This window comes from Providencia sp. PROV223, assembly GCF_028479245.1.
Lineage (GTDB): Bacteria > Pseudomonadota > Gammaproteobacteria > Enterobacterales > Enterobacteriaceae > Providencia > Providencia rettgeri.
In genome coordinates, this window is sequence record NZ_JAMPNG010000008.1 from 159,383 (window position 1) to 183,316 (window position 23,934).

Annotated in this window: 23 protein-coding genes; 20 read left to right on the plus strand and 3 right to left on the minus strand. The window is 41.2% G+C overall.

Features of this window, described 5'->3' with window-relative positions; genetic code table 11:
* Positions 1-4: 4 nt before the first annotated feature.
* The 13 genes from PR767_RS11425 (at position 5) to tatC (ending at position 12,253) form a co-directional block, all read left to right on the plus strand.
* Positions 5-772: a DeoR/GlpR family DNA-binding transcription regulator gene (locus tag PR767_RS11425; RefSeq protein ID WP_004914906.1), complete on the plus strand. Its 768-nt coding sequence runs from the start codon at positions 5-7 to the stop codon at positions 770-772.
* A 63-nt stretch (positions 773-835) separates the two neighbouring features.
* The gene (denD, locus tag PR767_RS11430; protein WP_004260834.1) at positions 836-1,795 is read left to right on the plus strand and encodes a D-erythronate dehydrogenase; all 960 of its coding nucleotides are present in this window, start codon (positions 836-838) and stop codon (positions 1,793-1,795) included.
* 10 nt (positions 1,796-1,805) lie between these two features.
* The gene (locus tag PR767_RS11435) at positions 1,806-3,182 is read left to right on the plus strand and encodes a GntP family permease (RefSeq protein ID WP_004914902.1); all 1,377 of its coding nucleotides are present in this window, start codon (positions 1,806-1,808) and stop codon (positions 3,180-3,182) included.
* 289 nt (positions 3,183-3,471) lie between these two features.
* Positions 3,472-4,230, plus strand: a complete 759-nt coding sequence (gene udp / locus PR767_RS11440; RefSeq protein ID WP_004914901.1) for a uridine phosphorylase — start codon at positions 3,472-3,474, stop codon at positions 4,228-4,230.
* 274 nt (positions 4,231-4,504) lie between these two features.
* Positions 4,505-5,287: a tyrosine-protein phosphatase gene (locus PR767_RS11445; protein ID WP_109912574.1), complete on the plus strand. Its 783-nt coding sequence runs from the start codon at positions 4,505-4,507 to the stop codon at positions 5,285-5,287.
* Between the two features lie 150 nt (positions 5,288-5,437).
* Entirely contained in the window at positions 5,438-5,968 is a 531-nt protein-coding gene (locus PR767_RS11450; RefSeq protein WP_004914898.1) for a DedA family protein, read from the plus strand.
* Between the two features lie 107 nt (positions 5,969-6,075).
* Positions 6,076-7,431 (plus strand): DNA recombination protein RmuC, encoded by a 1,356-nt coding sequence (rmuC, locus tag PR767_RS11455; protein WP_196720001.1) that lies wholly within the window; start codon positions 6,076-6,078, stop codon positions 7,429-7,431.
* A gap of 75 nt (positions 7,432-7,506) precedes the next feature.
* Positions 7,507-8,262 (plus strand): bifunctional demethylmenaquinone methyltransferase/2-methoxy-6-polyprenyl-1,4-benzoquinol methylase UbiE, encoded by a 756-nt coding sequence (ubiE, locus tag PR767_RS11460; protein ID WP_272520365.1) that lies wholly within the window; start codon positions 7,507-7,509, stop codon positions 8,260-8,262.
* A gap of 1 nt (position 8,263) precedes the next feature.
* A complete protein-coding gene (locus PR767_RS11465) occupies positions 8,264-8,917 on the plus strand; it encodes a ubiquinone biosynthesis accessory factor UbiJ (RefSeq protein ID WP_004914888.1) in 654 nt (217 codons plus the stop codon).
* Positions 8,904-10,538, plus strand: a complete 1,635-nt coding sequence (ubiB, locus tag PR767_RS11470) for a ubiquinone biosynthesis regulatory protein kinase UbiB (RefSeq protein ID WP_004914885.1) — start codon at positions 8,904-8,906, stop codon at positions 10,536-10,538. The genes PR767_RS11465 and ubiB overlap by 14 nt, the downstream gene beginning before the upstream one ends.
* A 113-nt stretch (positions 10,539-10,651) precedes the next feature.
* A complete protein-coding gene (tatA, locus tag PR767_RS11475) occupies positions 10,652-10,933 on the plus strand; it encodes a twin-arginine translocase TatA/TatE family subunit (protein ID WP_004260812.1) in 282 nt (93 codons plus the stop codon).
* 3 nt (positions 10,934-10,936) lie between these two features.
* Positions 10,937-11,482, plus strand: a complete 546-nt coding sequence (gene tatB, locus PR767_RS11480; protein WP_004914882.1) for a Sec-independent protein translocase protein TatB — start codon at positions 10,937-10,939, stop codon at positions 11,480-11,482.
* 3 nt (positions 11,483-11,485) lie between these two features.
* Complete coding sequence (gene tatC / locus PR767_RS11485) at positions 11,486-12,253, plus strand: Sec-independent protein translocase subunit TatC (protein ID WP_109912571.1); 768 nt, start codon at positions 11,486-11,488, stop codon at positions 12,251-12,253.
* Positions 12,254-12,329: 76 nt separating this feature from the next.
* Here the strand turns inward: tatC and rfaH are convergent, their stop codons facing one another.
* Complete coding sequence (gene rfaH, locus PR767_RS11490; protein ID WP_004914877.1) at positions 12,330-12,824, minus strand: transcription/translation regulatory transformer protein RfaH; 495 nt, start codon at positions 12,822-12,824, stop codon at positions 12,330-12,332.
* A gap of 165 nt (positions 12,825-12,989) precedes the next feature.
* On the opposite strand from rfaH, the gene pepE reads away from it, so the two are divergent.
* The 3 genes from pepE (at position 12,990) to fre (ending at position 16,015) form a co-directional block, all read left to right on the plus strand.
* Entirely contained in the window at positions 12,990-13,715 is a 726-nt protein-coding gene (gene pepE / locus PR767_RS11495) for a dipeptidase PepE (protein ID WP_181489191.1), read from the plus strand.
* Positions 13,716-13,827: 112 nt separating this feature from the next.
* Positions 13,828-15,303, plus strand: a complete 1,476-nt coding sequence (gene ubiD / locus PR767_RS11500; RefSeq protein ID WP_272520367.1) for a 4-hydroxy-3-polyprenylbenzoate decarboxylase — start codon at positions 13,828-13,830, stop codon at positions 15,301-15,303.
* Positions 15,304-15,313: 10 nt separating this feature from the next.
* A complete protein-coding gene (gene fre, locus PR767_RS11505; protein WP_272520368.1) occupies positions 15,314-16,015 on the plus strand; it encodes an NAD(P)H-flavin reductase in 702 nt (233 codons plus the stop codon).
* Positions 16,016-16,228: 213 nt separating this feature from the next.
* Here fre and fadA read toward each other — a convergent pair whose 3' ends face one another.
* A complete protein-coding gene (gene fadA, locus PR767_RS11510; RefSeq protein WP_004914870.1) occupies positions 16,229-17,395 on the minus strand; it encodes an acetyl-CoA C-acyltransferase FadA in 1,167 nt (388 codons plus the stop codon).
* 4 nt (positions 17,396-17,399) lie between these two features.
* On the minus strand, positions 17,400-19,592 hold the full coding sequence (fadB, locus tag PR767_RS11515) for a fatty acid oxidation complex subunit alpha FadB (RefSeq protein ID WP_272520369.1): 2,193 nt from the start codon (positions 19,590-19,592) through the stop codon (positions 17,400-17,402).
* Between the two features lie 257 nt (positions 19,593-19,849).
* Here fadB and pepQ point away from each other — a divergent pair, with 257 nt between their 5' ends.
* From pepQ to hemG, 4 genes are read left to right on the plus strand one after another with little or no spacing between them, the layout of a single operon-like run.
* A complete protein-coding gene (gene pepQ, locus PR767_RS11520; protein ID WP_109912568.1) occupies positions 19,850-21,184 on the plus strand; it encodes a Xaa-Pro dipeptidase in 1,335 nt (444 codons plus the stop codon).
* Positions 21,184-21,798, plus strand: a complete 615-nt coding sequence (locus tag PR767_RS11525) for an IMPACT family protein (RefSeq protein WP_109912567.1) — start codon at positions 21,184-21,186, stop codon at positions 21,796-21,798. The genes pepQ and PR767_RS11525 overlap by 1 nt, the downstream gene beginning before the upstream one ends.
* Before the next feature lie 28 nt (positions 21,799-21,826).
* On the plus strand, positions 21,827-23,278 hold the full coding sequence (gene trkH / locus PR767_RS11530) for a Trk system potassium transporter TrkH (protein WP_109912566.1): 1,452 nt from the start codon (positions 21,827-21,829) through the stop codon (positions 23,276-23,278).
* 60 nt (positions 23,279-23,338) lie between these two features.
* The gene (gene hemG / locus PR767_RS11535) at positions 23,339-23,863 is read left to right on the plus strand and encodes a menaquinone-dependent protoporphyrinogen IX dehydrogenase (protein WP_109912565.1); all 525 of its coding nucleotides are present in this window, start codon (positions 23,339-23,341) and stop codon (positions 23,861-23,863) included.
* The last annotated feature ends 71 nt before the right edge of the window (positions 23,864-23,934 follow it).

Here is a 23,934-nt window from a genome sequence, read left to right on the forward strand (position 1 = left end):
ACCTATGCTCCCTTCTGAGCGTCGTGATTTTATTTACCGTTACGTGCATGAACATCAAACCGTATCGATCAGTGATTTGGTTGAGCTAATGAATGTCTCTCATATGACAGTGCGACGTGATATTCGGATGTTAGAAGAAGAAGGGAAGGTACTCAGTATCAGTGGTGGCGTTAAGTTAAATGATGTGTTGCGCCAAGAGCTACCTTGGAGTGAAAAGGCGCGGTTGCATCATCGCCATAAGCGTGAAATTGGTCAGTTTGCCAGCTCATTAGTTGAAGATGGGCAAGTGGTGTATCTCGATGCAGGAACCACCACTTTTGAGATAGCGCGCGTACTCGGTGAGCGTTTTAATTTAACGATTGTCACTAATGATTTTTCGATTATGCAGTACTTAATGAATAAGTCGCAGCTAAACCTATACCACACCGGGGGATTGGTGGATAAACGTAACCATTCTAGTGTAGGAAATACGGCTGCGATGATGCTGAAAACACTCAATGTTGATATTGCTTTTATCAGCACTAGCTCATGGGATTTACAGCACGGGGTTTCTACCCCACATGAAGAAAAAGTTCAGATAAAACAAACGCTATTGGATGTTGCCCGTCGCTGTGTACTGGTTTCAGACAGTAGCAAATTCGGCAAATATGGCATGTTTCGTGTTTGCCCATTGAATCAATTGCACGACATCATTTGCGATGACCAGTTGCCAGCTGATGTGGTGCAGCGGATAACAGAACAAAACATAAAACTTCATTTAATCAAGACATAAAACATAAATAATCTTACCTAAAACTGCATAGCCAGCTAAAAGGCTATAGCAAGGAGAATTACAATGAAAGTTATTATTACTGGTGGCGCAGGCTTTCTGGGCCAGCAGCTAGCCGCTGCTTTGCTTAAAAATAGCCAGGGTTTAAAATTTGACCACCTTGTTTTAGCCGATATTCAATGCCCTACATCACCGGTTGAAGATGCCAGAGTCAGTTGCGTTGCGTTAGATTTAACGCAAGCAGGCGCGGCTGATAAACTGATCGATGCACAAACCGATGTGGTTTTCCACCTTGCCGCTATCGTAAGTAGTCACGCTGAAAGTGACTTTGACTTGGGTATGAAGGTTAACTTCGAAGCTACTCGCCAATTATTGGAAGTCGCTCGAGCCAAGAACCCAGCAATCAAATTTATGTTCACCAGTTCTCTTGCCGTGTTTGGTGGTGAGCTACCGGATGTCATCACAGACTTGTGTGTCGTTAACCCACAGTCGTCCTATGGCGCTCAAAAAGCGATGTGTGAACTGATGGTCAATGACTATTCACGTAAAGGCTTTGTTGATGGCCGTGTGATGCGTTTACCCACCATTAGTATTCGTCCTGGTGTACCCAATAAAGCGGCGTCTTCATTCGCAAGTGGCATTATTCGTGAGCCATTAAATGGGGTTGAAAGTGTTTGCCCTGTCTCCCCTGACCTTGCGCTATGGTTATCCAGCCCTGAAACCGTGATTAACAACTTTATTCATGCGGTCAGTATCCCTGCTGAGAAATTCGGTAAATCTCGCACTGTGAACCTACCGGGTATTACCGTTACTGTTCAAGGCATGATTGATGCCCTGCGTGATGTTGCAGGCCAAGAAGCGGTGGATCTTATTCGTTTTGAACCAGATGAAGCTATTAACCGCATTGTGGCGAGCTGGCCGGGTAAATTTGATATTAGCCGTGCATTGGATCTCGGTTTCCGTGCAGATGGCTCGTTTGGTGATGCGATCCGTTCGTTTATCACTCACCACGGCTCGTCTAAGTAGGAGATAGCCTATGTCCTATATTCCTGTTATTGGCCTCGCAGTGGCCATATTTGTCCTGATCTTTTTAGTATTACGAACGCGTGTTCATGCGTTATTAGCTATGCTAATTGCTGCGGCAATCGCTGGTGTATCTGGTGGTTTGACTGCCGCAGAGACAGTGACAGTCATTACAAAAGGCTTTGGGTCAACACTCGGTAGCATCGGTATCGTTATCGGACTCGGGGTAATGATGGGAAGGGTGCTGGAAGTTTCAGGTGCTGCTGAACAAATCGCTTATAGCTTTATCAAATGGTTAGGTAAAAAGCGTGAAGAATGGGCGTTAGCGATTACGGGTTATATTGTTAGTATTCCTATCTTCGTTGACTCTGCTTTTGTGATTTTATACCCATTGGCAAAAGCATTAGCCAAAAATGGTAAACGTAGCATACTAACTTTAGGCGTTGCACTCGCTGGTGGGCTAGTGGTGACACACCATACCGTTCCACCAACACCAGGGCCTTTAGGCGTGGCAGGGATTTTTGGTGTCGATGTTGGCGCCATGATCCTAGCGGGTATGAGTCTGGCTATCCCTTGTGTTATCGGTATTGTGTTTTACGCAAAATGGTTAGGGACTAAGTACCCTGAATTTATGCCAGATGAAACGGGCAGTGAAGACCTGAAAGAAGTTCACGCTCGTTATATGGAAGAAAAAGCGAATAAGCCATTACCAAGCCTGTTCTTATCGCTTTTACCGATTATCACACCTATTTTGTTAATTTTTATCAATGCTATCAATGGATTAATTCTCAAAACAGAATCTTTCCAAGGTATGGAAAGTAATTGGTATTTCCAAACATTTGAATTCTTAGGCGCACCAATTATTGCATTATCAATTAGTGTGTTGATCTCTGTTTACACATTAATGCCAAAAGCAACAAAAGAAGAAGTCATCGACCGTATGGAAGAAGGCTTACAAGCAGCGGGTATTATCCTGCTAGTTACGGGAGCGGGTGGTGCATTAGGTGCGGTACTGCGTGATAGTGGCACAGGAAATATTCTTGCTGAACATGTTGCAAATCTGCCGATTACACCAGTATTGATTCCGTTTATCATCGCGACATTGGTTCGTTTGATTCAAGGTTCAGGTACGGTAGCAATGATTACCGCAGCATCTATTTCTGCGCCAATCATTAGCCAAATACCGGATATTAACTTATTGGTCGCGGCGCAAGCGGCAACCATGGGGTCTCTGTTCTTCGGTTACTTCAACGACAGCCTGTATTGGGTGGTGAACAGAATGATGGGAATTAAGGACGTTAAACAACAAATGATTGTTTGGTCTATTCCGACCACCATTGCGTGGGCGATAGGCCTAGTTGGTGTCCTCGTTCTTGATGTAATTCTCTAACATAGCGTTATCAGTTTTAGTTCTGCCAAATAATCAAAGCGCCCAGCAATTAGGGGCGCTTTTGTCGTTATGCCAAACTTTCATCTATACTGATGGCAATGGAATTCAAAGAGAAATAAAATTCATGAATTTGTGTGACGCAAATCACTAAATAATGAAATCAATCTTTTATTGTTTTCATTAAAGGTGACATTCATCACTAAAAAAATATCGTTTTCTCGCTATATTACAAATAACGATTAATCAGTATTGACTGATTTAATGATGCCATTGTGTAAAGGAGTTTGAAATGTCTGACGTTTTCCACTTAGGTTTAAAGAAAAGTGACTTACAGGGTGCGACCGTAGCGATTGTTCCTGGGGATCCTAACCGTGTTGAAAAAATTGCACGTCTGATGGATAACCCTGTACACCTTGCGTCATTACGTGAATACACCTCTTGGCGTGGTGAGCTTGACGGAAAAGCTGTCATTGTTTGTTCAACCGGTATCGGTGGTCCATCAACGTCAATTGCAGTTGAAGAACTTGCACAGCTTGGTATCCGTACTTTCTTACGTATTGGTACAACAGGTGCAATCCAAGAAGATATCAATGTCGGTGATGTTCTGGTGACAACAGGGGCAGTGCGCCTAGACGGTGCTAGCCAACACTTCGCACCATTAGAATACCCAGCTGTTGCTGATTTTGACTGTACTAATGCGCTTTATGCCGCAGCGAAAGATGCAGGTGCGACCGTTCATGTTGGTGTTACTGCATCATCTGATACCTTCTACCCAGGTCAAGAGCGTTATGATACCTATACTGGCCGTGTGATGCGTCATTTCAGAGGTTCGATGAAAGAGTGGCAAGACATGGGCGTAATGAACTATGAAATGGAATCAGCCACATTGCTGACTATGTGTTCTAGTAGTAAAGGGTTACGTGCTGGTATGGTTGCGGGTGTTATCGTGAATCGTACCCAACAAGAAATTCCAAATGAAGCGTTACTGAAGAAAACGGAAGGTAACGTATTAAGTATTGTGGTTGAAGCTGCTCGCCGCTTACTGTAGTCCCTGATTTACTGGCCCGTTTACTTGACTTTCACTCGGTTGTGGACAAAAAGTAAGCGGGCTTAGTCCCTTTATCCACTTTTCATTTCTCTTTATTTCCTCGATAGATTTGGCAATTACTAATCAATTTACAGGAAATATTCTGATCCTCTTATTTGCTAGATCTGTTATTGTCATAAAAACAATTATCAATATTATGTGCCCTTAAATTATTCAGGTTACGTTTATTTTATGGCTAACTGGAATGAAAGCTATAGGGCGAAAAGGAATTATTATGTCAACAACACCTTATCTTCATCCTTCTGTTCTGCCTTTGAAGGGCGGTATTAACTTTCGTGATCTCGGTGGTAAAAAACTTGCTAACGGTGGCAAAATTAAGCCCGGTGTCCTGTTTCGTTCCGGTGCGTTAGACCGATTAACACAGGAAGACGAAGCGGTTTTGCGTTCACAAAATCTTTTCCAAATCATTGACTATCGTGATGAAGCTGAAATCTTAGATAAGCCTGATGTCATTTGGCAAGGAGCGCATTATGTGCATGCGCCAGCAAATCCGTTAGCCAAAGAAGTCACCGCAAATTTAGATAAATTAACGCCAGAGATATTGGAACAATTTGATCCGCAAGCCTTTATGTTTCGTTTATATGAATTGTTACCACTGAACAACCCCGCTTATCATCAATTGGTCAATTTACTCAAACAACCAGAAAAAGGTGGCATAGTACAACACTGTGCTGTAGGAAAAGACCGTACGGGCGTCGGGTCCGCATTGGTGTTATTTGCTTTAGGTGCAGATTTAGACACCGTAATGGAAGATTACTTACTGACTAATGAAACACTTGCACCTTACCGCAAACACTTACTTGAAGAGCATGCAAAAACGATGGACGAAAGCATCGTGAAAAAATTTGAGTATGTCTATTCGGTACGTGAAGACTTCTTGAGAACAGCACTAAACAGTATTGAAAGCCAGTATGGCAATGTTGACCAATGGCTAGAAAAAGATTTTGGTTTAGGAAGGCAGCAACGAGAAGTACTGCAAAGCCAGTTTCTGGACTAAGTTGCTCTAATTGGAATATGAGTTGTCGGATAATCCGTTTTTCTTTATCCACAACTCGGTTTTCCCAAAGGTGTTTTTGCTTTGTTTAACTTTGATTTACCACTTTTTCGTTACAGTATTCTGATTATCCCCTAATGAAAGGAACTGACCGTGACACTCAATGAAATTGTCACCATAGTGACGGACTTTACACGCGAACATGAAGTATGGGCGCTTCCTATTATTTTCTTTCTGGCTTTTGGGGAATCTCTGGCATTTTTGTCGCTTCTGTTACCTGCAACGGTTATTTTACTTGCGCTCGGTGCTTTGATTGGTGAAAGTAATATTACTTTCTGGCCAATATGGTTAGCAGCAGCACTTGGTGCTTTCTTTGGGGACTGGCTTTCTTATTGGTTTGGTTATCATTACAAAGAAAATGTACGCCATATGTGGCCGATTTCTCGTAACCCGCAAATGATTGATAAAGGGCAGCGTTTCTTTGACCGATGGGGTATTTGGGGCATTTTCTTTGGGCGCTTCTTCGGGCCTTTGCGAGCCATTGTTCCCTTGGTTGCAGGGATTTGCGCCATGCCACAACGGCATTTCCAACTCGCTAATATCGCTTCTGCGATGATTTGGGCATTTGGTATTCTAGCGCCTGGGGCATTAGGCTTGAAATGGTTTGCGAGCTGGATAGGCTAAGCTTGCGAAGCGCTTCGCAAAATTTTCTTCAATGGCTAAATTACCTCTGGACACTTATACAGTATCCCATTACCTTACACTAGACTTTGTAAAGTAAGGATTTAACCGTGGATACCTCTCTTTTATATGCTGTTATTGGTGCGTTGAGTGGCGTTTTAGTTGGTGGCTTGGCAACGTGGTTCTCTATTGCCCAAAAAATTACGCAAAAAGATCAGGAACTGCAACAACTCAACCGCCAACTTGCGGCAAGTGACGAAAAAAATATTCACCTTGCGCAATGGAAAGAAGAATACGAAAGGCTAGATCAAGAGCTGCGTACTCAAAGGGATATTAACCGAGAACAAGAAGCAGAGCTTCGCGAGGTAATCACTCGTTTTGAACAGAACCAGCTAGCCAACGAAGAAAAACAGCGTATTTTACAAAATAGTGAACAACGGCTGACAGCACAATTCGAAAACTTAGCTAACCGTATTTTTGAACAGAATGAGCGTCGTGCATCTGAGCAACAACAAAAAAGCCTATTGGCGATGTTGTCACCTTTTCGCGAGCAATTAGAAGGTTTTCGTCAGCAAGTTCAACAAAGTTTTGGTGAGGAAGCCAAAGAGCGCCACACTTTAGCCTATGAAATTCGGCAATTACAGCAGCTCAATAATCAAATGACCAAAGAGGCCGTTAACCTGACACGAGCGCTGAAAGGGGATAACAAAATTCAAGGGAACTGGGGGGAAACCATTCTTACTCGGATCCTCGAAGTCTCAGGTTTACGTGAGGGAAGTGAATTTGAAACCCAAGTTAGTATCAATACAAGTTATAATAGCCGTTATCAACCGGATGTGATTATTCACCTTCCAGAAGGGAAAGATGTGGTTGTTGATGCAAAAATGTCGCTGGTTTCCTATGAACATTACTTCAATAGCGAAGATCCACATGAACAGCAACAAGCGTTAAAAAATCATGTGGCATCTATCCGTAATCACATGCGTATGTTGAGTCGTAAAGATTACCACCAGTTACCGGGAATTCGTTCACTGGATTACGTTTTAATGTTTATCCCTATTGAACCTGCGTATTTACTGGCTTTGAAAGAAGCTCCCGAGTTACTTGATGAAGGAATTAAACAGAATATTATGTTAGTTTGTCCTTCAACATTGCTAGTCGCAGTGAGAACGATTAATAATATTTGGCGGTATGAACGCCAAGGGCAAAATGCTCAGGAGATAGCAAATAGAGCAGCAAAAATGTATGACAAGCTGCGTTTGTTTGTAGATGATATGCAGGTTTTAGGCACCAGTCTTGATAAAGCAAATAATACTTACCTATCGGCAATGAAGCGTCTTGCTCAAGGGCGTGGAAATTTAATTAGCCAGGCGGAAAGTTTTAAAGAGCTAGGGGTCGAAATTAAGCAACCTATCCCGCCTCAATTGGTTGAGCAGTCTGATACGCCTAATTGTGCGGAATCTTAGACTTCTGATAGGGTTTTGGCTCAAAGACTGTTACACTTCCTACAAAAGTTTGAATGATAAGCAGGCATAAGAGAAATGACTGAACCAACTAAAGAAACCATTGATTTCGGTTTCCGTACTGTCGGCAAAGAAGATAAAGCTGGCCTAGTAGCGAATGTTTTTCACTCAGTAGCATCAAAATATGACTTAATGAATGATTTGATGTCGTTTGGTATTCATCGTATTTGGAAGCGTTTTACCATTGAGGCGAGCGGAGTACGTCGTAATCAGCGGGTACTCGACCTTGCGGGTGGAACGGGTGACTTAACCGCTAAATTTTCACGTTTAGTGGGCGAAAAAGGCGAAGTCATACTCGCAGACATTAATGATTCAATGCTAAAAATGGGGCGTGAGAAATTACGTGATCTTGGTATTATCGGTAATGTTAATTACGTGCAAGCCAATGCGGAAGAGCTGCCATTCCCTGATAACTATTTTGACTGCATTACTATCTCTTTTGGTCTGCGTAATGTCACTGATAAAGACAAAGCGCTATGCTCTATGTTCCGAGTGTTGAAGCCAGGTGGGCGTTTATTGGTATTAGAGTTCTCAAAACCAGTTATTGAGCCACTGAATAAAGCTTATGATGCCTATTCATTCCATATACTCCCTCGTATTGGTCAAGCGATCGTTAATGATCCCGATAGCTATCGCTATTTAGCTGAATCAATCCGCATGCATCCAAACCAAGAAACACTAAAAGGTATGATGGAAAATGCAGGGTTTGAACAGGTTTCCTACACCAATATGACAGGTGGAATTGTCGCATTGCATAAAGGGTTTAAATTCTAAGATGGAAGCACCATCAACACATACCGAAAACCAAAATACAGTTTTGTATTCTTTGATCACAGCATTGATGGAAACCTCTCTTAACCACATGTTGTTCAAAGAAAAAGTTCTACAGCCAGCTAGGATGCGTTTGGCAGGCAAAGTTATGGCAATTGAACTTAAAGAACTGAATAAAACGTTGACGCTCGTTTTTGCTGAAAATCATGTTGATGTGTTAAGCCAGTGGGTTGAGCCTGCGGACTGTACCATTAAAACATCCATCTTCACGCTCGTTAAATTGAAAGACAAACAGCAATTATCTCAACTTATCAATCGTGGTGATATCGTGATTGAAGGGGATATGCAAATTGTACAGCACTGGTCTTCTTTGCTTGACTTAGCTATTTGGAACCCTGCTCATTATCTGTCTCCTTACATTGGTGATGTTGCAGCAGAGGGCCTTAGTAAGTTCCTGAATAAAGGTGTTTGTCTTGCATCTCATTTAGTAAAACGGCAAAAAACGTATATCAAAGACGCCATTGTTGAAGAATGGAAAATGGCACCTAGCCAGCTTGAACTCGCTCATTTTAGTGATGAGGTCGAGCAAGTGGAATATTCAATGAGTGCGCTTGAGCAACGGTTAAGCCAGTTGGAGGAGAAGCATGACACCCGGTGAAATAAAACGACTTTACTTCATTATTCGGGTTTTTCTCTCTTACGGATTAGATGAGTTAATCCCCAAAATTAAACTAACGTTACCATTAAGAATTGGTCGCTTAGGTTTCTTTTGGATCAGAAATAAGCATAAAGACAAAGCATTAGGTGAAAGGCTTCGTCTCGCCCTACAAGAACTCGGGCCGGTTTGGATCAAATTTGGCCAAATGCTATCGACTCGTCGAGATCTTTTCCCACCCGCAATCGCAGATCAACTTTCGCTATTGCAAGACAAAGTGGCGAGTTTTGATGGCAAACTGGCACGAAGCTATATTGAAGAATCTCTCGAAGGCCCTTTAGAACAATGGTTTGATGATTTTGATGAACAAGCTTTAGCTTCTGCATCTATTGCTCAGGTTCATACCGCAACGTTAAAAGAAAATGGCAAAGATGTTGTCATCAAAGTTATTCGCCCTGATATTCTACCAATTATTAAAGCTGACATTAAATTAATGTACCGCATTGCCAATTGGGTTCCGTTGTTGCCAGATGGGCGGCGGTTAAGACCAAAAGAAGTCGTGCGTGAATACGAAAAAACGTTGATTGATGAGCTTAATTTGCTCCGTGAATCAGCAAATGCCATTCAGCTTCGTCGTAATTTTGAAAACAGCGCCATGCTGTATGTGCCAGAGGTCTATCCAGATTATTGTCGTGAAAATGTGATGGTCATGGAGCGTATCTACGGGATCCCAGTTTCTGATATTGCTGCGCTTAAAGCGCAAGGAACCAATATGAAACTGCTGGCAGAGCGTGGTGTTAAAGTCTTCTTTACACAAGTTTTTCGCGACAGTTTTTTCCATGCAGATATGCATCCAGGAAATATCTTTGTTAGCTACGATCATCCAGAAGATCCTCAATACATAGGGATAGACTGTGGAATAGTCGGTTCATTGAACAAAGAAGACAAACGTTATTTGGCAGAAAACTTTATTGCGTTTTTTAATCGTGATTACCGCAAAGTAGCAGAACTACACGTTGACTCAGGCTGGGTTCCTTCAGACACGAATGTGGAAGACTTTGAGTTTGCTATCCGTACGGTATGTGAACCTATTTTTGAAAAACCATTGGCTGAAATTTCATTTGGGCAAGTGTTATTGAATTTATTTAATACAGCACGTCGTTTCAACATGGAAGTTCAGCCACAGTTGGTATTATTACAAAAAACATTATTGTATGTTGAAGGGTTAGGTCGGCAGCTTTACCCGCAGCTTGATCTCTGGAAAACAGCAAAACCATTCCTTGAGGATTGGGTTCATAGCCAAGTAGGGATACCTGCAATTACTCAAGCATTAAAAGAAAAGGCACCGTATTGGGCAGAAAAAATGCCTGAAATTCCTGATTTAATTTATGGTGCATTACGGCAACATAAGTACTTACAATCAAACATAGACCAACTAACGCAACAACTGAAAAGTCAGCGTAATAAACAACGTAAATCTCAGTACCTTTTAGGTATAGGTGCCACATTTATTCTCTGTGGGAGTATGTTCCTTATTTCGAATCTCACCCCGTTTGGTATTGTGTTTATGGTGGCAGGAGCACTGTCTTGGTTGTTTGGTTGGTGTAAAACTGGCGGAAATTAAGTAAACTTTGTTTTGCGACAAGTTTATAAGGCTGTGAACATTTCCGTATTTTGTGTTGGTTGTATATAATAGATCTAACAACAATTGATCCCAAAACTATAGAGGTATTAACAATGGAATCAACTATTGCAATGGCTGCTTTCGGTAGTCCTTGGCAACTCATTATCATTGCTTTGCTTATTATTTTAATTTTCGGCACCAAAAAATTGCGTTCTTTAGGCTCGGATTTGGGGGAGTCACTCAAAGGCTTTAAAAAAGCAATGAATGATGACGAAAAAGCAAAAGCAGAACAAGAAAAGCAAGATGCTGACTTCGCACCTAAAAATATTACTGAACAACAGGCTGCTGAAAAGAAAGAAAGCCCAGTTGAGAGCAAAAACAAAGAGCAGGGTTAAACCGTGTTTGACATAGGTTTTAGTGAACTGTTGCTTGTTGCAGTTATTGGTCTCGTTGTATTAGGCCCTGAGCGGTTACCAGTGGCAGTGAGAACTGTCGCTGGGTGGATCCGTGCGATGCGCTCTATGGCTGCAAATGTACAAAACGAGTTATCGCAAGAATTAAAGCTGCAGGAGCTACAAGAAACGCTGAAAAAGGTGGAAGAAAAAGCTAATTTAGAAGCGCTTTCTCCGGAACTTAAGCAGTCTATGGAAGAACTGCGTACAGCGGCACAATCGCTTAAAAGCGATTACCAAGCGACAACTAATGATATTGAAACAGAGTTAAACAAAGCAAAAGAGATCACTGACAGTTACGATAGTGCTGTAAAGGAAGCGAAAGATAATACTCAGCAACCTGAAGAGTCTGATCCAAACCCTGAACATGCAGCTAAAATGGCGGCAGTTGTTGAGGAGGAGCAGAAACCGGAAGATTCAGCCGCTGTGAAAACAGTAGAATCACTCGATGCTAATGTAAAAAACTCTAATCAAACTGAAAGTGAAAAATAACACATGGCTGTAAATGATACACAACCACTTATTAGCCACCTCATTGAACTTCGTAAACGGCTACTCAACTGTTTAATTACAGTTTTAATTGTTTTTGCTGCGCTTGCTTATTTTTCAAATGATATCTATCGGCTGGTTGCAGCTCCTTTGATTGATAAGCTGCCAGTAGGTTCGCAAATGAGTGCGACGGATGTGGCGTCTACATTCTTTACCCCAATTAAATTGACAATGATGGTTTCGGTTTTTGTATCGATCCCAGTTATTCTCTATCAAATATGGGCTTTCATTGCACCTGCCTTATACAAGCATGAACGTAAACTCATGTTGCCTTTGCTTGTTTCAAGTAGTTTCTTGTTTTATTTGGGAATGGCATTTGCCTACTTCGTTGTTTTTCCGCTCGCATTTGGTTTCTTTGTTAAAACAACCCCAGATAGCGTTAACTTTATCCCAGATATCAGTAAATACCTTAGTTTCGTCATGACATTATTCATGGCTTTTGGTGCTGCATTTGAAGTCCCTATTGCAATTATTTTACTGTGTTGGACAGGCGTCACTACACCTGAAGCCCTAAAACGTAAACGTCCTTATATTTTAGTCGGGGCATTTATCGTTGGGATGTTTTTAACGCCGCCTGATGTTCTCTCTCAAACTTTACTTGCTGTTCCTATGTATTTGCTCTTTGAGCTCGGTGTTTTACTATCCAATTTCTATGTTGGCAAAGGTAGAAATCGACAAGAAGGCGTAGAGGAAGAAGAAAAAGAAGAGTCCTAATTTGCGTTAACCTATCGTTATTCAATACAGAATGATGAAAAGCCCTCTAAGAAGGGCTTTTTTATTACTTCAATGCTTAATCTGTATTTTTTTTAAACTGTGTATTATCAACTACTTTGGGGACGCTTTTATTTAAAATATTCAGCAAAAGAATAGAACGGTACTCACCATTAGGTTCAGCAAAAATAGCTTGCACCCCCGCAAAAATACCTTCGGTAATAGTCACTTGGTCACCATGCTTTGGTATATCTGGCGCGACAGAATAACTAATAGGGGTTTGTTGTAGGAGTTCAATAATCTCTTCAGGGACTTCCGTCGGCAATTGGCCAAAACGAATAAAATGGCTGACCCCTCTCGTTGACTGGATTGTTGTCGTATGAATTTCATTATGATCAAATTTCACAAATAAGTAATTTGGAAACAGAGCTTCTTGCACAGTCGTTCTTTTTCCTCTAACCACTTTTTCCATTTCAGTCATGGGCGTCATACAAACAACATTCTGTCGATTTAAATGCTCCATAGCGCGTTCAATTTGGCCTCGTTTGCAATAAAGCAAATACCATTTTTCCATTTTTTTGAATTCCATCTGACAAAACTATGTTTATGATAACAAATTACGACATAACAATGTGACTAATGAATAACAGCACCATATCATTGATATTCATCAGTCTATATTAATCGAATATAGTCTTATGATAACTGTAATGCAAAAACCAAATCAGTAGGAGACATAATGGATATCTTTTTGTTGAGTAACGGCAAGCTACCAGGCAACCCTGTATGGCTAAGCTACGCCTTACCTCGAATCAAAGAAATGATTACTCGTAAGAACATAAAGTCAGCAGTTTTGGTTCCTTATGCAGTTCTTCGCGGCTCACATGACGAAAGAGCAGAGCAGCTTTCCGAAGCATTGGGAATAAAAGTTACGTCAATTGAGCATTTCTCTAGTCCAGTGGAGGCGATTGAGCAGGCAGAATGCATTCTTGTAAGTGGCGGCAATACTTGGTGGTTGAATAAATGCCTACATGAGAATGGGTTGATCGTTGCGATTCAACGCGCAGTTCGTGAACGTGGCGTGCCATATATCGGCTGGAGCGCAGGATGTAATGTAGCGACACCAAGTATTCGTACTACGAATGATATGCCTGTGAGTAACGCAGCAATTATGCCATCTTTAGGGCTATTCCCATTACAAATTAATCCTCATTATATTGATGCTCACATCTCTGGTCATATGGGAGAAACTCGTGATGAGCGATTACAAGAATTTTGTGTGATTAATCCTCATGAAGTTGTTGTTGCGCTCAGGGAAGGAAGTGGGTTACAAATTAAAGGTAATGAACTTCATTATTTCAGTGGAAAAGATGAAGGTTTTAAACTATTTCAGCATAATAAAACATTCTCAGAGCAATTTAATACATTACTATTAGAAAAATTAGTCCCTTTTGATTGCCAGTAAAATGGTATACTAAACCAGAAAAAGATTGATTTTTAAGTGCTTTAGACAGTAACTTGTAACCTTGGCCGGACGTCTTATAATGGGACTCCCTCTGTAACAGTAAAAGAAGATAATGAAATACCGTGACCTTAGAGATTTCATCTCGCAACTTGAAAAACAAGGCGAGCTAAAACGCATTACAATGGAAGTCGACCCCTATTTGGAAATGACAGAAATTGCAGATCGTACACTAAGAGCAGGGGGACCGGCCCTATTATTTGAAAATCCCAAAGGCTATAACATGCCTGTCTTGTGTAACCTGTTTGGAACAACTAAACGTGTTGCGATGGGGATGGGGCAAGAAGATATAAAAGCTTTACATGAAGTAGGCAAATTACTGGCGTTTCTGAAAGAGCCTGATCCACCGAAAGGTTTCCGTGACCTTTTTGATAAGCTTCCAAAATTTAAACAAGTGTTGAATATGCCAGCTAAACGGTTAAGCTCAGCGGCTTGTCAGGAACAAATTTGGGCAGGTGAAGACGTTGATCTCACAAAAATACCTGTTATGCATTGTTGGCCAGAAGATGCTGCCCCTCTAATTACATGGGGTCTGACGGTGACTAAAGGCCCACATAAAGAAAGGCAAAACTTAGGTATTTATCGTCAGCAAGTTCTTGGAAAAAATAAAGTTATTATGCGTTGGCTATCTCATCGCGGTGGTGCTTTGGATTTTCAAGAATGGTGCCGAGCACATCCCGGTGAAAAATTTCCTGTTGCAGTTGCCCTTGGTGCAGATCCTGCGACCATTTTAGGTGCGGTAACACCAGTTCCTGACACATTATCAGAGTACGCTTTTGCGGGGTTGTTGCGTGGTAATAAAACCGAGGTTGTTAAATGCATATCGAATGACCTCGAAGTTCCTGCTGGCGCTGAAATTATTTTAGAAGGGTATATTGAACCGGGTGAAATGGCCCCTGAAGGCCCTTATGGTGACCATACTGGTTATTATAATGAAATAGATAATTTCCCAGTATTTACTGTAACTCATGTGACTCAGCGTCGTGATGCAATTTATCATTCAACTTATACGGGAAGGCCACCAGATGAGCCCGCAGTATTAGGGGAAGCCTTAAACGAAGTCCTTGTTCCCATTCTTCAAAAACAATTCCCTGAAATTGTTGATTTTTATCTTCCTCCTGAAGGGTGCTCGTATCGTCTTGCCGTTGTGACAATGAAAAAACAATATGCAGGACATGCTAAAAGAGTCATGATGGGAGTCTGGTCATACCTGCGCCAATTCATGTACACTAAGTTTGTTATTGTTTGTGATGATGATATTAATGCACGAGACTGGAAAGATGTCATCTGGGCAATTACAACCCGTATGGATCCTGCTCGTGACACAGTAATGATGGAAAATACGCCCATAGATTATCTCGACTTCGCTTCTCCTGTATCAGGATTAGGCTCAAAAATGGGGCTTGATGCCACCAACAAATGGCCGGGTGAGACAGATCGTGAGTGGGGGCGTCCTATTGTAATGACAGAGAGCGTTAAATCTCGCATTGATGATATTTGGGAACAGTTAAATATTTTTGACACAAAATAAGAGGGAAACCATGGCAACTTTAAGCTGTAAAGTAACATCTGTTGAATCTATCACGGATACGGTTTATCGGGTGATTTTGTTGCCAGATGGTCCTTTTCATTTTAAAGCAGGTCAATATTTAATGGTCGTGATGGATGAGAGAGATAAGCGACCATTTTCAATGGCTTCTACACCGAATAATAAAGAAACTATTGAATTACATATTGGTGCTTCTGAGATTAATTTATACGCAATGGCTGTCATGGATAGAATTTTAGACCAGAAACGTATAAATATTGACATTCCTCACGGTAAAGCTTGGTTTCGGGAAAATAGCAGTAACGCAATGATCTTAATTGCAGGTGGGACCGGTTTTTCCTATACCCACTCTGTATTACTTGCAGCTTTAGCTGAAAACTCGGATCGTGATATCACTTTCTATTGGGGGGGGCGCCAATTGGAACACTTATATGACCTTGGTGAATTGCAGGCCCTCAGTGAAAATTACCCTAATTTGAAGATCACTCCAGTTGTAGAGCAACCAGACGAACTATGGCGTGGTAGAACAGGAACAGTCCTGAGCGCAGTATTAGAAGATTTTGGTGATTTGTCCGGTCATGATATCTATATCGCAGGCCGCTTTGAAATGGCTAAAATAGCGAGAGAGCGGTTTTGTAGTGAGCGAGGAGCTAAGGCAGAACAACTCTTTGGAGATGCTTACGAATTCATTTAACCCGTCCTACTTCAAATTGTAGGGGTGTTGGTTTCGCTCATTCGCCCTAGTCACATACTTTTGTATGCTCCTAGGGTCTCATTCACTTACCGCCTATCGATAATCTTTAAATTTTTCGTGGCTATTTGGCCAGAAAAAGGCAAAAAAAACCCGCCCCTGACTAGGCGGGAACATCGACAAAATACAATGTTTGCGAAAACTAAAACTAAATTGTTAAACACGCTCAATAATTGTAGCAATACCTTGGCCGAACCCGATGCACATGGTGGCTAAACCAAATTGTTTATCGTTTTGTTCTAATTGATTAAGCAATGCTGTTGAAATTCTTGCTCCTGAGCATCCCAAAGGGTGGCCTAGCGCAATGGCCCCACCACTGAGATTTACTTTATCATCTAGTTGATTTTCTGATAGCTTTAAGCCTTTTAAGCATGCAATAGATTGCGCTGCAAAAGCTTCATTTAATTCAATAATATCAATATCATTTAAAGTTAGTCCTGCGCGCTTTAAAGCGAGTTCACTTGCTGGCACCGGGCCAAATCCCATGATCGATGGATCGCAGCCAACAACTGCCATTGAGCGTATTTTAGCTCGAGGCTTAATGCCTTGCTGTGTGGCATAACTTTCGCTGGCTAGCAGCATCGCAGATGCACCATCAGATAGAGCAGATGAATTACCTGCGGTCACTGTACCACTAGCAGGATCGAAGGCGGGGCGAAGAGCAGCCAAACCTTGAAGGCTTGCATCAAAGCGAATCACTTCATCATAATTTACCGAAATGAGGTTACCAGTGGCATCATGGCCACTAATTGGAACGATCTCGTTATTGAACTTCCCTTTTTCCGTTGCTAGAGCTGCAAGTTGGTGAGACCTTAATGCAAATGCATCTTGCTCTTCTCGGCTAATTTTATACATTTTGGCAAGCATTTCAGCGGTTAATCCCATCGCTCCAGCGGCTTTAGCAACACGTAAAGTCAGTTTAGGGTTGAAATCTATACCATGAGTCATTGGGACGTGGCCCATATGCTCAACTCCACCAATGAGTACTGATTTTGCATCACCTGTCATAATTAACCGGCTCGCATCATGTATCGCTTGCATTGATGAACCACAAAGGCGATTTACTGTAACGGCAGGAACCGTATGAGGTATATCTGTGAGTAATGCTGCATTTTTAGCAACATTAAACCCTTGCTCTAGTGTTTGCTGAACACAACCCCAGATGATGTCATCCAATTCTTTTTTACTTGAGTTTGGATTACGTTCAAAAATCGCATTCATGAGGTGCGCAGAAAGGTCTTCAGCTCTAACATGGCGAAATACCCCACCTTTTGAACGGCCCATTGGTGTACGTATTCCATCAATAATGACGACATTTTCCATAGAATTAACCTCTCGCAACTTTTTTGACATCAATCGCCACTACTGGTGGCTGTGGGTAATATCTTGCATTAGTAGCCGCTTTTTCTTTTAAGCCGCTAGGCGCGTGATATAGAGGACTCAAGTGCTGCAAAGATTCCGTTGTTTTTAAGTAAGATTGACTACCTAAGGTATCTAAATAGCAGAATACTCCCCCTCTAAATGGTGGAAAGCCTAAACCGTAAACTAAAGCAATATCTGCATCCGAAGGGCTTTGGATAATGCCTTCCTCTAAGCAACGAACAACTTCGTTGATCATTGGAGCCATCATTCGAGCAATAATTTCTTCTTTGGTGAATGAGCGTCTTGTTGAGCAAATAGTAGCAAGTAGTTCATCCGTCCGCGGATCATCAACTTTTTTCGGTTTCCCTTTTTTATCTTTTTCATATTGATAAAACCCGTGGCCATTTTTTTGGCCAAAACGTTGTTGTTCATACATCACATCAATGGCATTTTTGCCTTTTTTTCCCATTCGTTCAGGAAAACCTTGAGCCATAACTTGTTCTGCATGAAAAGCAGTATCAATACCAACCACATCAAGAAGATAAGCGGGCCCCATTGGCCAGCCAAACTCTTTTTCCATGACTTTATCTATTTCTCTAAAGTCAGCCCCATCTTGTAACAGTAAGTTAAAGCCAGCAAAGTAAGGAAAAAGTACTCGGTTAACAAAGAAGCCAGGGCAGTCATTGACAACAATAGGGGTTTTCCCCATTTTATTGGCGTAGGCAACAACCTTAGCAACAGTGTTATCAGAAGTTTGTTCTCCGCGAATAATTTCGACTAATGGCATTCGATGCACAGGGTTAAAAAAGTGCATTCCGCAGAAGTTTTCTGGGCGCTTTAGTGATTTAGCGAGGGTTGAAATTGGAATAGTTGATGTATTTGAAGCCAGTATAGTTTCACTTGTTACTAAGGACTCAACTTCAGCTAATACAGCAGCTTTGACTTTAGGGTTCTCAACAACGGCTTCAACGACGATTTGGCTATCTTCTATGCCATTGTAAGATAATGAAGGATGAATAGATGATAAGGTCGCCGCCATTTTTACAGCTGTAATTTTTCCACGCTCAAATTGGTTATTTAATAGCTTTTGTGCCTCTTCAATCCCTAATTCTAATGACTTAACATTAATATCTTTCATTAAAACAGGTACGCCTTTGCTGGCAGACTGATAAGCAATGCCTCCGCCCATAATTCCTGCACCTAATACGGTGGCATGTGTTGGAATCTCAATACGTTGTGCGATCTTTTTACTATTTGACTTAACTTGTTGGTCATTTAGAAAAATACTCACTAACGCACGTGCAACATCACTATGCGCTAGAGGAACAAATGCTGCTGTTTCATGCTTTAAGGCCTCATCGCGGGTACAATTTGCTGCCTTTTCTATTGTATTCACAGCCGCCATAGGGGCTGGATAGTGTTTGCCTGCAACCTTATACACCATTCCCTTAGCGACATTGAAACTCATCGTTTGCTCAATAGGTTTCAATTGCAGAGGGCTAAGTTTAGGTTGGCGTTTTTGCTGCCAATTGAAGGCTCCGGTGATTGCAGATTCAATGAGTTGTAGCGCTGATTGTGCGAGAGCTTCTGTATTAACAACGGCATCAATAAGGCCAAGGTTTAAAGCTTGAGAGGCATCGATATCTTTACCCGCAGTAATAATTTCTAATGCGCTATCCAAACCAATTAATCGAGGTAGCCGAACAGACCCACCAAAGCCAGGCATGATCCCAAGTTTCGTTTCAGGAAGCCCAATTCGGGCATCAGGGGAGGCGATACGAAAATCAGTGGATAAAACACATTCACAACCACCACCTAGTGCATAGCCATTAATGGCGCAAATCGTTGGAACAGGCAGGTCTTCAATACGATTAAATATACTGTTAGCGTAGTGTAACCAATCACTTAGTGTTTCTTTTGATGCTTCAAAGAGTGACAGAAACTCTTTGATATCAGCGCCAACAATAAAAGCGGGTTTATCAGAACGGAAAATTACACCTTGCAGCTCGGTTTGTTGCTCAAGAACAGACACGGCTTCATCAAGTGAAGCAACGGTGTGGGTGTCCAATTTATTAATTGGCCCTGGTGAGTTAAAAACCAGTTCTGCAATCCCTTGTTTCAACCATTGAATATAGATAGTGTCACTTTGATAAAGCATTCTGCTCTCCTCTACGTGGTAGTGTTATCTGGTACGACCAGATGAAAAGAGTGTGACTAGAATGTTAATTAATTGCAAATGATTAATGACAAAAATGGAAGGTTGGTCACAGCAATTAAGTGAAATAATTAATGATTTAAATGATAAATGTATTATATATCAATTAATTAATTAGGGTTTGCAACAGAGTGCATATCCGTTAATAACAGAACGTGGTAAGCTTAATTTTTCTAATTAATGCTGAAAGGTTGAAGGAAATGGAAAAACTGACTGCACTCTACGCTGAACACATTAAAACGTTACAAAACAGAACTCAGCAAGTTTTACAGCGCAGCAAATTAGATGCCATATTGATTCATTCAGGTGAACCCCTACGCATCTTTCTTGATGATAGCGACTATCCGTTTAAAGTTAACCCTCATTTCAAAGCGTGGGTACCTGTTACCGATGTTCCACATTCATGGTTATTAGTTGATGGTATAAATAAGCCTAAGCTATGGTTTTATTCCCCCGTTGACTATTGGCATAGTGTTGAGCCACTACCGAACAGTTTTTGGACCAAAGATATTGAGCTAATCCACTTAAAAAATGCGGATGACATCAAAACGCTTCTCGCAAGCTTATCAAAAGAAAATGTTGCCTATATAGGCTCAGCAACAGCACGAGCAGAATCTTTAGGGATTTCTTTGCATAATATCAATCCCAAATCGGTTTTAGATTACTATCATTATCATCGTTCTTATAAGACAGATTATGAGCTTTACTGTATGCGAGAAGCTCAAAAAATGGCTGTAAATGGGCACCTCGCTGCTCTCGAAGCATTCCGTGCAGGTATGAGCGAATTTGATATTAATGTCAGTTACTTACAATCTACCGGTCATCGAGATACCAATGTGCCTTATGGTAATATTGTTGCGCTGAATGAAAATGCGGCGGTATTACATTACACGAAACTACAGCAAACTGTGCCGAACGAATTACGCAGTTTTCTTATTGATGCAGGCGCTGAATATAATGGCTATGCTGCTGATATTACGAGAACTTATGCGGCGAAAGGTAAAGACGAATTTGCTGAATTGGTTGCAGATGTCAACACAGAGCAGCTTGCTTTAATTGATACGATTAAGGCAGGTGTCCGCTATACTGATTATCACGTGGATATGCATCATAGGATTGCTAAGATACTGATTAAACATGATATTGTTAAAGATATTAGCGAAGAGTCGATGGTGGAAAGTGGCTTAACAACGCCATTTTTACCTCATGGTTTAGGCCATCCACTTGGGTTACAAGTTCATGATGCTGCAGGTTTTATGCAAGATGATAGTGGTACTCATCTCGCAGCTCCTAAAATGTATCCATTCTTGCGTTGTACTCGTGTTTTAGAACCTAAAATGGTGTTAACTATTGAGCCTGGGCTCTACTTTATTGAATCTCTGTTATCTGAATGGAGAAATGGGGAGTTCAGCCAACACTTTAATTGGGATAAAATCGAGTTCTTCAAACCTTACGGTGGAATCCGCATTGAAGATAATATCGTGATCCATGCAAATCGTATTGAGAATATGACTCGAGACTTACATTTACGTTAATGAAACCTTATTTAATACCGGCTGAAACCATTTCTTTTACAGAAGAAATCAAAAAAAGCCAATTTATTACGTATTTAGCTCATACAGATGGTATTGAAGCGGCAAAAGATTACATTCAATCGATTAAAGCTCAATACCCAGATGCCCGGCACCATTGCTGGGCATTTGTTGCTGGTCGGCCTGATGATTCACAAAAATTGGGGTTCTCTGATGACGGAGAGCCGACAGGAACAGCAGGAAAACCCATCATGGCGCAACTATTAGGTAGCAATCTAGGGGAGGTTACCTGTGTTGTTGTACGTTATTTTGGTGGGATAAAACTAGGCACTGGTGGGCTAGTTAAAGCTTATGGAAATGGTGCCCAGCAAGCATTAAAAATATTACCAACAAAGACAAAAGTACCACAAAAAATCTTTAATTTAGTGTGCGACTATTCATTGATTAATGCGATTGAACAACTGCTTGTCCAAGTGAATGGCACAGTTTTACACAGTGATTATAATGAAACTGTCTCTTTACAAATTGCAATTCCTGCCACTCTTGAGCAGGAAGTCAATGATAAATTACGCGATATAAGCCGTGGAGCCTTAACGCTCACGTCAGAATCACAATAGTAAACAGTTTTATCAAGGAACCTGCCGAATGCATTTTCGTGCAATAACCCGTATAGTCGGGCTGCTTGTCATCATCTTTTCTTTTACCATGGTTATTCCTGGTATTGTCGCGCTAATTTATCGTGATGGTGCAGGGCGAGCTTTTAGCCAGACTTTTATTACTGCTTTGCTAATTGGTCTTTTTTTGTGGCTACCAACCCGTAATAGCCGGCACGAACTGAAAGCAAAAGAAGGCTTTCTTATCGTTGTTTTATTTTGGACGGTACTGGGAAGCGTAGGGGCATTACCTTTTATTTTTTCTGAAAGACCTAATCTTTCGGTAACTGATGCTTTTTTTGAATCGTTCTCAGGATTGACGACGACAGGTGCGACAACGTTAACAGGGCTTGATTCCCTACCCAAAGCTATTTTATTTTATCGGCAGATGCTTCAATGGCTTGGGGGGATGGGGATTATTGTACTTGCCGTTGCAATTTTACCACTTTTGGGTGTCGGGGGAATGCAGCTATATCGTGCAGAAATGCCGGGTCCTTTGAAAGACAATAAAATGCGGCCTCGTATTGCAGAAACAGCAAAAACATTATGGCTTATCTATGTACTGCTAACTATTGCCTGTGCGGTTGCTCTATGGATAGCCGGTATGGATGTTTTTGATGCTATTTCTCACAGCTTTTCGACTATCGCTATTGGTGGGTTTTCAACTCATGATGCTAGTATTGGTTATTTCAATAGTCCTGCGATTAACACTATCATTGGTATTTTCCTGATTATCTCTGGTTGTAACTTCGGTTTGCACTTTGCAGTATTAACTGGACGTAGTTTAGGGATTTATTGGCGCGATCCTGAATTTAGAATGTTTATTAGCTTCCAGTTTGTCTTGGTGGTTATTTGTACCTTAGTACTTATGTTCCATTCTGTTTATAGTAGCTTTGGTCAAACACTTGATCAGGCATTCTTCCAAGTCGTGTCCATGGCGACAACGGCTGGATTTACGACAGATAGCTTTTCTGGTTGGCCTCTTTTTTTACCTATGCTGCTATTGTGCGCCGCATTCGTTGGTGGATGTGCAGGCTCGACAGGTGGTGGGTTAAAAGTTATTCGTATATTGTTACTTTTCTTACAAGGCTCGCGTGAGTTAAAGCGCCTAGTTCACCCAAATGCAGTCTACACAATCAAATTAGGACAACGCGCATTACCTGAAAGGATCATCGAAGCTGTTTGGGGCTTCTTTTCTGCATATGCACTGGTCTTTGTCGTCAGCTTATTATTACTGATTGCTACAGGAGTTGATGAATTCTCTGCTTTTTCAGCAATTGCAACGACACTGAATAACTTAGGGCCAGGGTTAGGGACTGTGGCTGATAATTTCACAACGATGAACCCTACAGGCAAATGGATATTAGTTGTCACGATGTTATTTGGGCGTTTGGAAGTTTTCACTTTATTAGTGCTACTGACTCCCACTTTTTGGCGTGAATAGTTGGGTACAATTAATAAATAATATTACCTATATAGAAATGATATTAATTTAGGAACAATAATGAGCTACTTACTTTTACACTCCAGTACGGATGGGCAAACTAAAAAAATTATTCTAAAAATGGCGGAGCAACTGAGAAACTCAGGTCGTGAATGTGATATTCGTGATTTAAATACTGACCAACAGCTTAATTTATCAGGCTACGATAAAGTATTAGTAGGGGCATCCATTCGTTATGGGCATTTCAATAAAAAACTACAACGCTTCGTGCTTTCTCATCAAAATCAATTGAACTCAATGAAGACGGGTTTTTTTGCTGTAAATTTGACGGCAAGAAAAGAAGGCAAGAATACGGTAGAAACCAACGCATATACGCGAAAATTTTTAGAAGCATGTCCTTGGAAGCCTACATTGAAGTCTGTTTTTGCCGGAGCGCTGTTTTATCCACGTTATACATGGTTTGATAGAATGATGATTCGTCTAATAATGAAAATGACAGATGGCCCAACCGATCCAAAAACAGAGATTGAATATACTAACTGGGAAAAGGTTGCTGAATTCACAGTTGAATTTGATGATTTGTAGTTCACAATTTCAACAAAACGTAGTTATTTTGTGTGATTTGTTTAATAAATCATCGCTTGATGAAATAAATC

Bases quoted from the DNA above. Each gene is read 5' to 3' on its own strand.
- ubiE (WP_272520365.1), top strand. From the start codon at position 7,507: ATGACTGAACCAACTAAAGAAACCATTGATTTCGGTTTCCGTACTGTC.
- hemG (WP_109912565.1), top strand. From the start codon at position 23,339: ATGAGCTACTTACTTTTACACTCCAGTACGGATGGGCAAACTAAAAAA.
- tatA (WP_004260812.1), top strand. From the start codon at position 10,652: ATGGAATCAACTATTGCAATGGCTGCTTTCGGTAGTCCTTGGCAACTC.
- tatC (WP_109912571.1), top strand. From the start codon at position 11,486: ATGGCTGTAAATGATACACAACCACTTATTAGCCACCTCATTGAACTT.
- ubiB (WP_004914885.1), top strand. From the start codon at position 8,904: ATGACACCCGGTGAAATAAAACGACTTTACTTCATTATTCGGGTTTTT.
- fre (WP_272520368.1), top strand. From the start codon at position 15,314: ATGGCAACTTTAAGCTGTAAAGTAACATCTGTTGAATCTATCACGGAT.
- PR767_RS11425 (WP_004914906.1), top strand. From the start codon at position 5: ATGCTCCCTTCTGAGCGTCGTGATTTTATTTACCGTTACGTGCATGAA.
- trkH (WP_109912566.1), top strand. From the start codon at position 21,827: ATGCATTTTCGTGCAATAACCCGTATAGTCGGGCTGCTTGTCATCATC.
- rfaH (WP_004914877.1), bottom strand. From the start codon at position 12,824: ATGGAAAAATGGTATTTGCTTTATTGCAAACGAGGCCAAATTGAACGC.
- PR767_RS11435 (WP_004914902.1), top strand. From the start codon at position 1,806: ATGTCCTATATTCCTGTTATTGGCCTCGCAGTGGCCATATTTGTCCTG.
- denD (WP_004260834.1), top strand. From the start codon at position 836: ATGAAAGTTATTATTACTGGTGGCGCAGGCTTTCTGGGCCAGCAGCTA.
- PR767_RS11525 (WP_109912567.1), top strand. From the start codon at position 21,184: ATGAAACCTTATTTAATACCGGCTGAAACCATTTCTTTTACAGAAGAA.
- pepE (WP_181489191.1), top strand. From the start codon at position 12,990: ATGGATATCTTTTTGTTGAGTAACGGCAAGCTACCAGGCAACCCTGTA.
- pepQ (WP_109912568.1), top strand. From the start codon at position 19,850: ATGGAAAAACTGACTGCACTCTACGCTGAACACATTAAAACGTTACAA.
- fadA (WP_004914870.1), bottom strand. From the start codon at position 17,395: ATGGAAAATGTCGTCATTATTGATGGAATACGTACACCAATGGGCCGT.
- PR767_RS11465 (WP_004914888.1), top strand. From the start codon at position 8,264: ATGGAAGCACCATCAACACATACCGAAAACCAAAATACAGTTTTGTAT.
- fadB (WP_272520369.1), bottom strand. From the start codon at position 19,592: ATGCTTTATCAAAGTGACACTATCTATATTCAATGGTTGAAACAAGGG.
- udp (WP_004914901.1), top strand. From the start codon at position 3,472: ATGTCTGACGTTTTCCACTTAGGTTTAAAGAAAAGTGACTTACAGGGT.
- ubiD (WP_272520367.1), top strand. From the start codon at position 13,828: ATGAAATACCGTGACCTTAGAGATTTCATCTCGCAACTTGAAAAACAA.
- PR767_RS11445 (WP_109912574.1), top strand. From the start codon at position 4,505: ATGTCAACAACACCTTATCTTCATCCTTCTGTTCTGCCTTTGAAGGGC.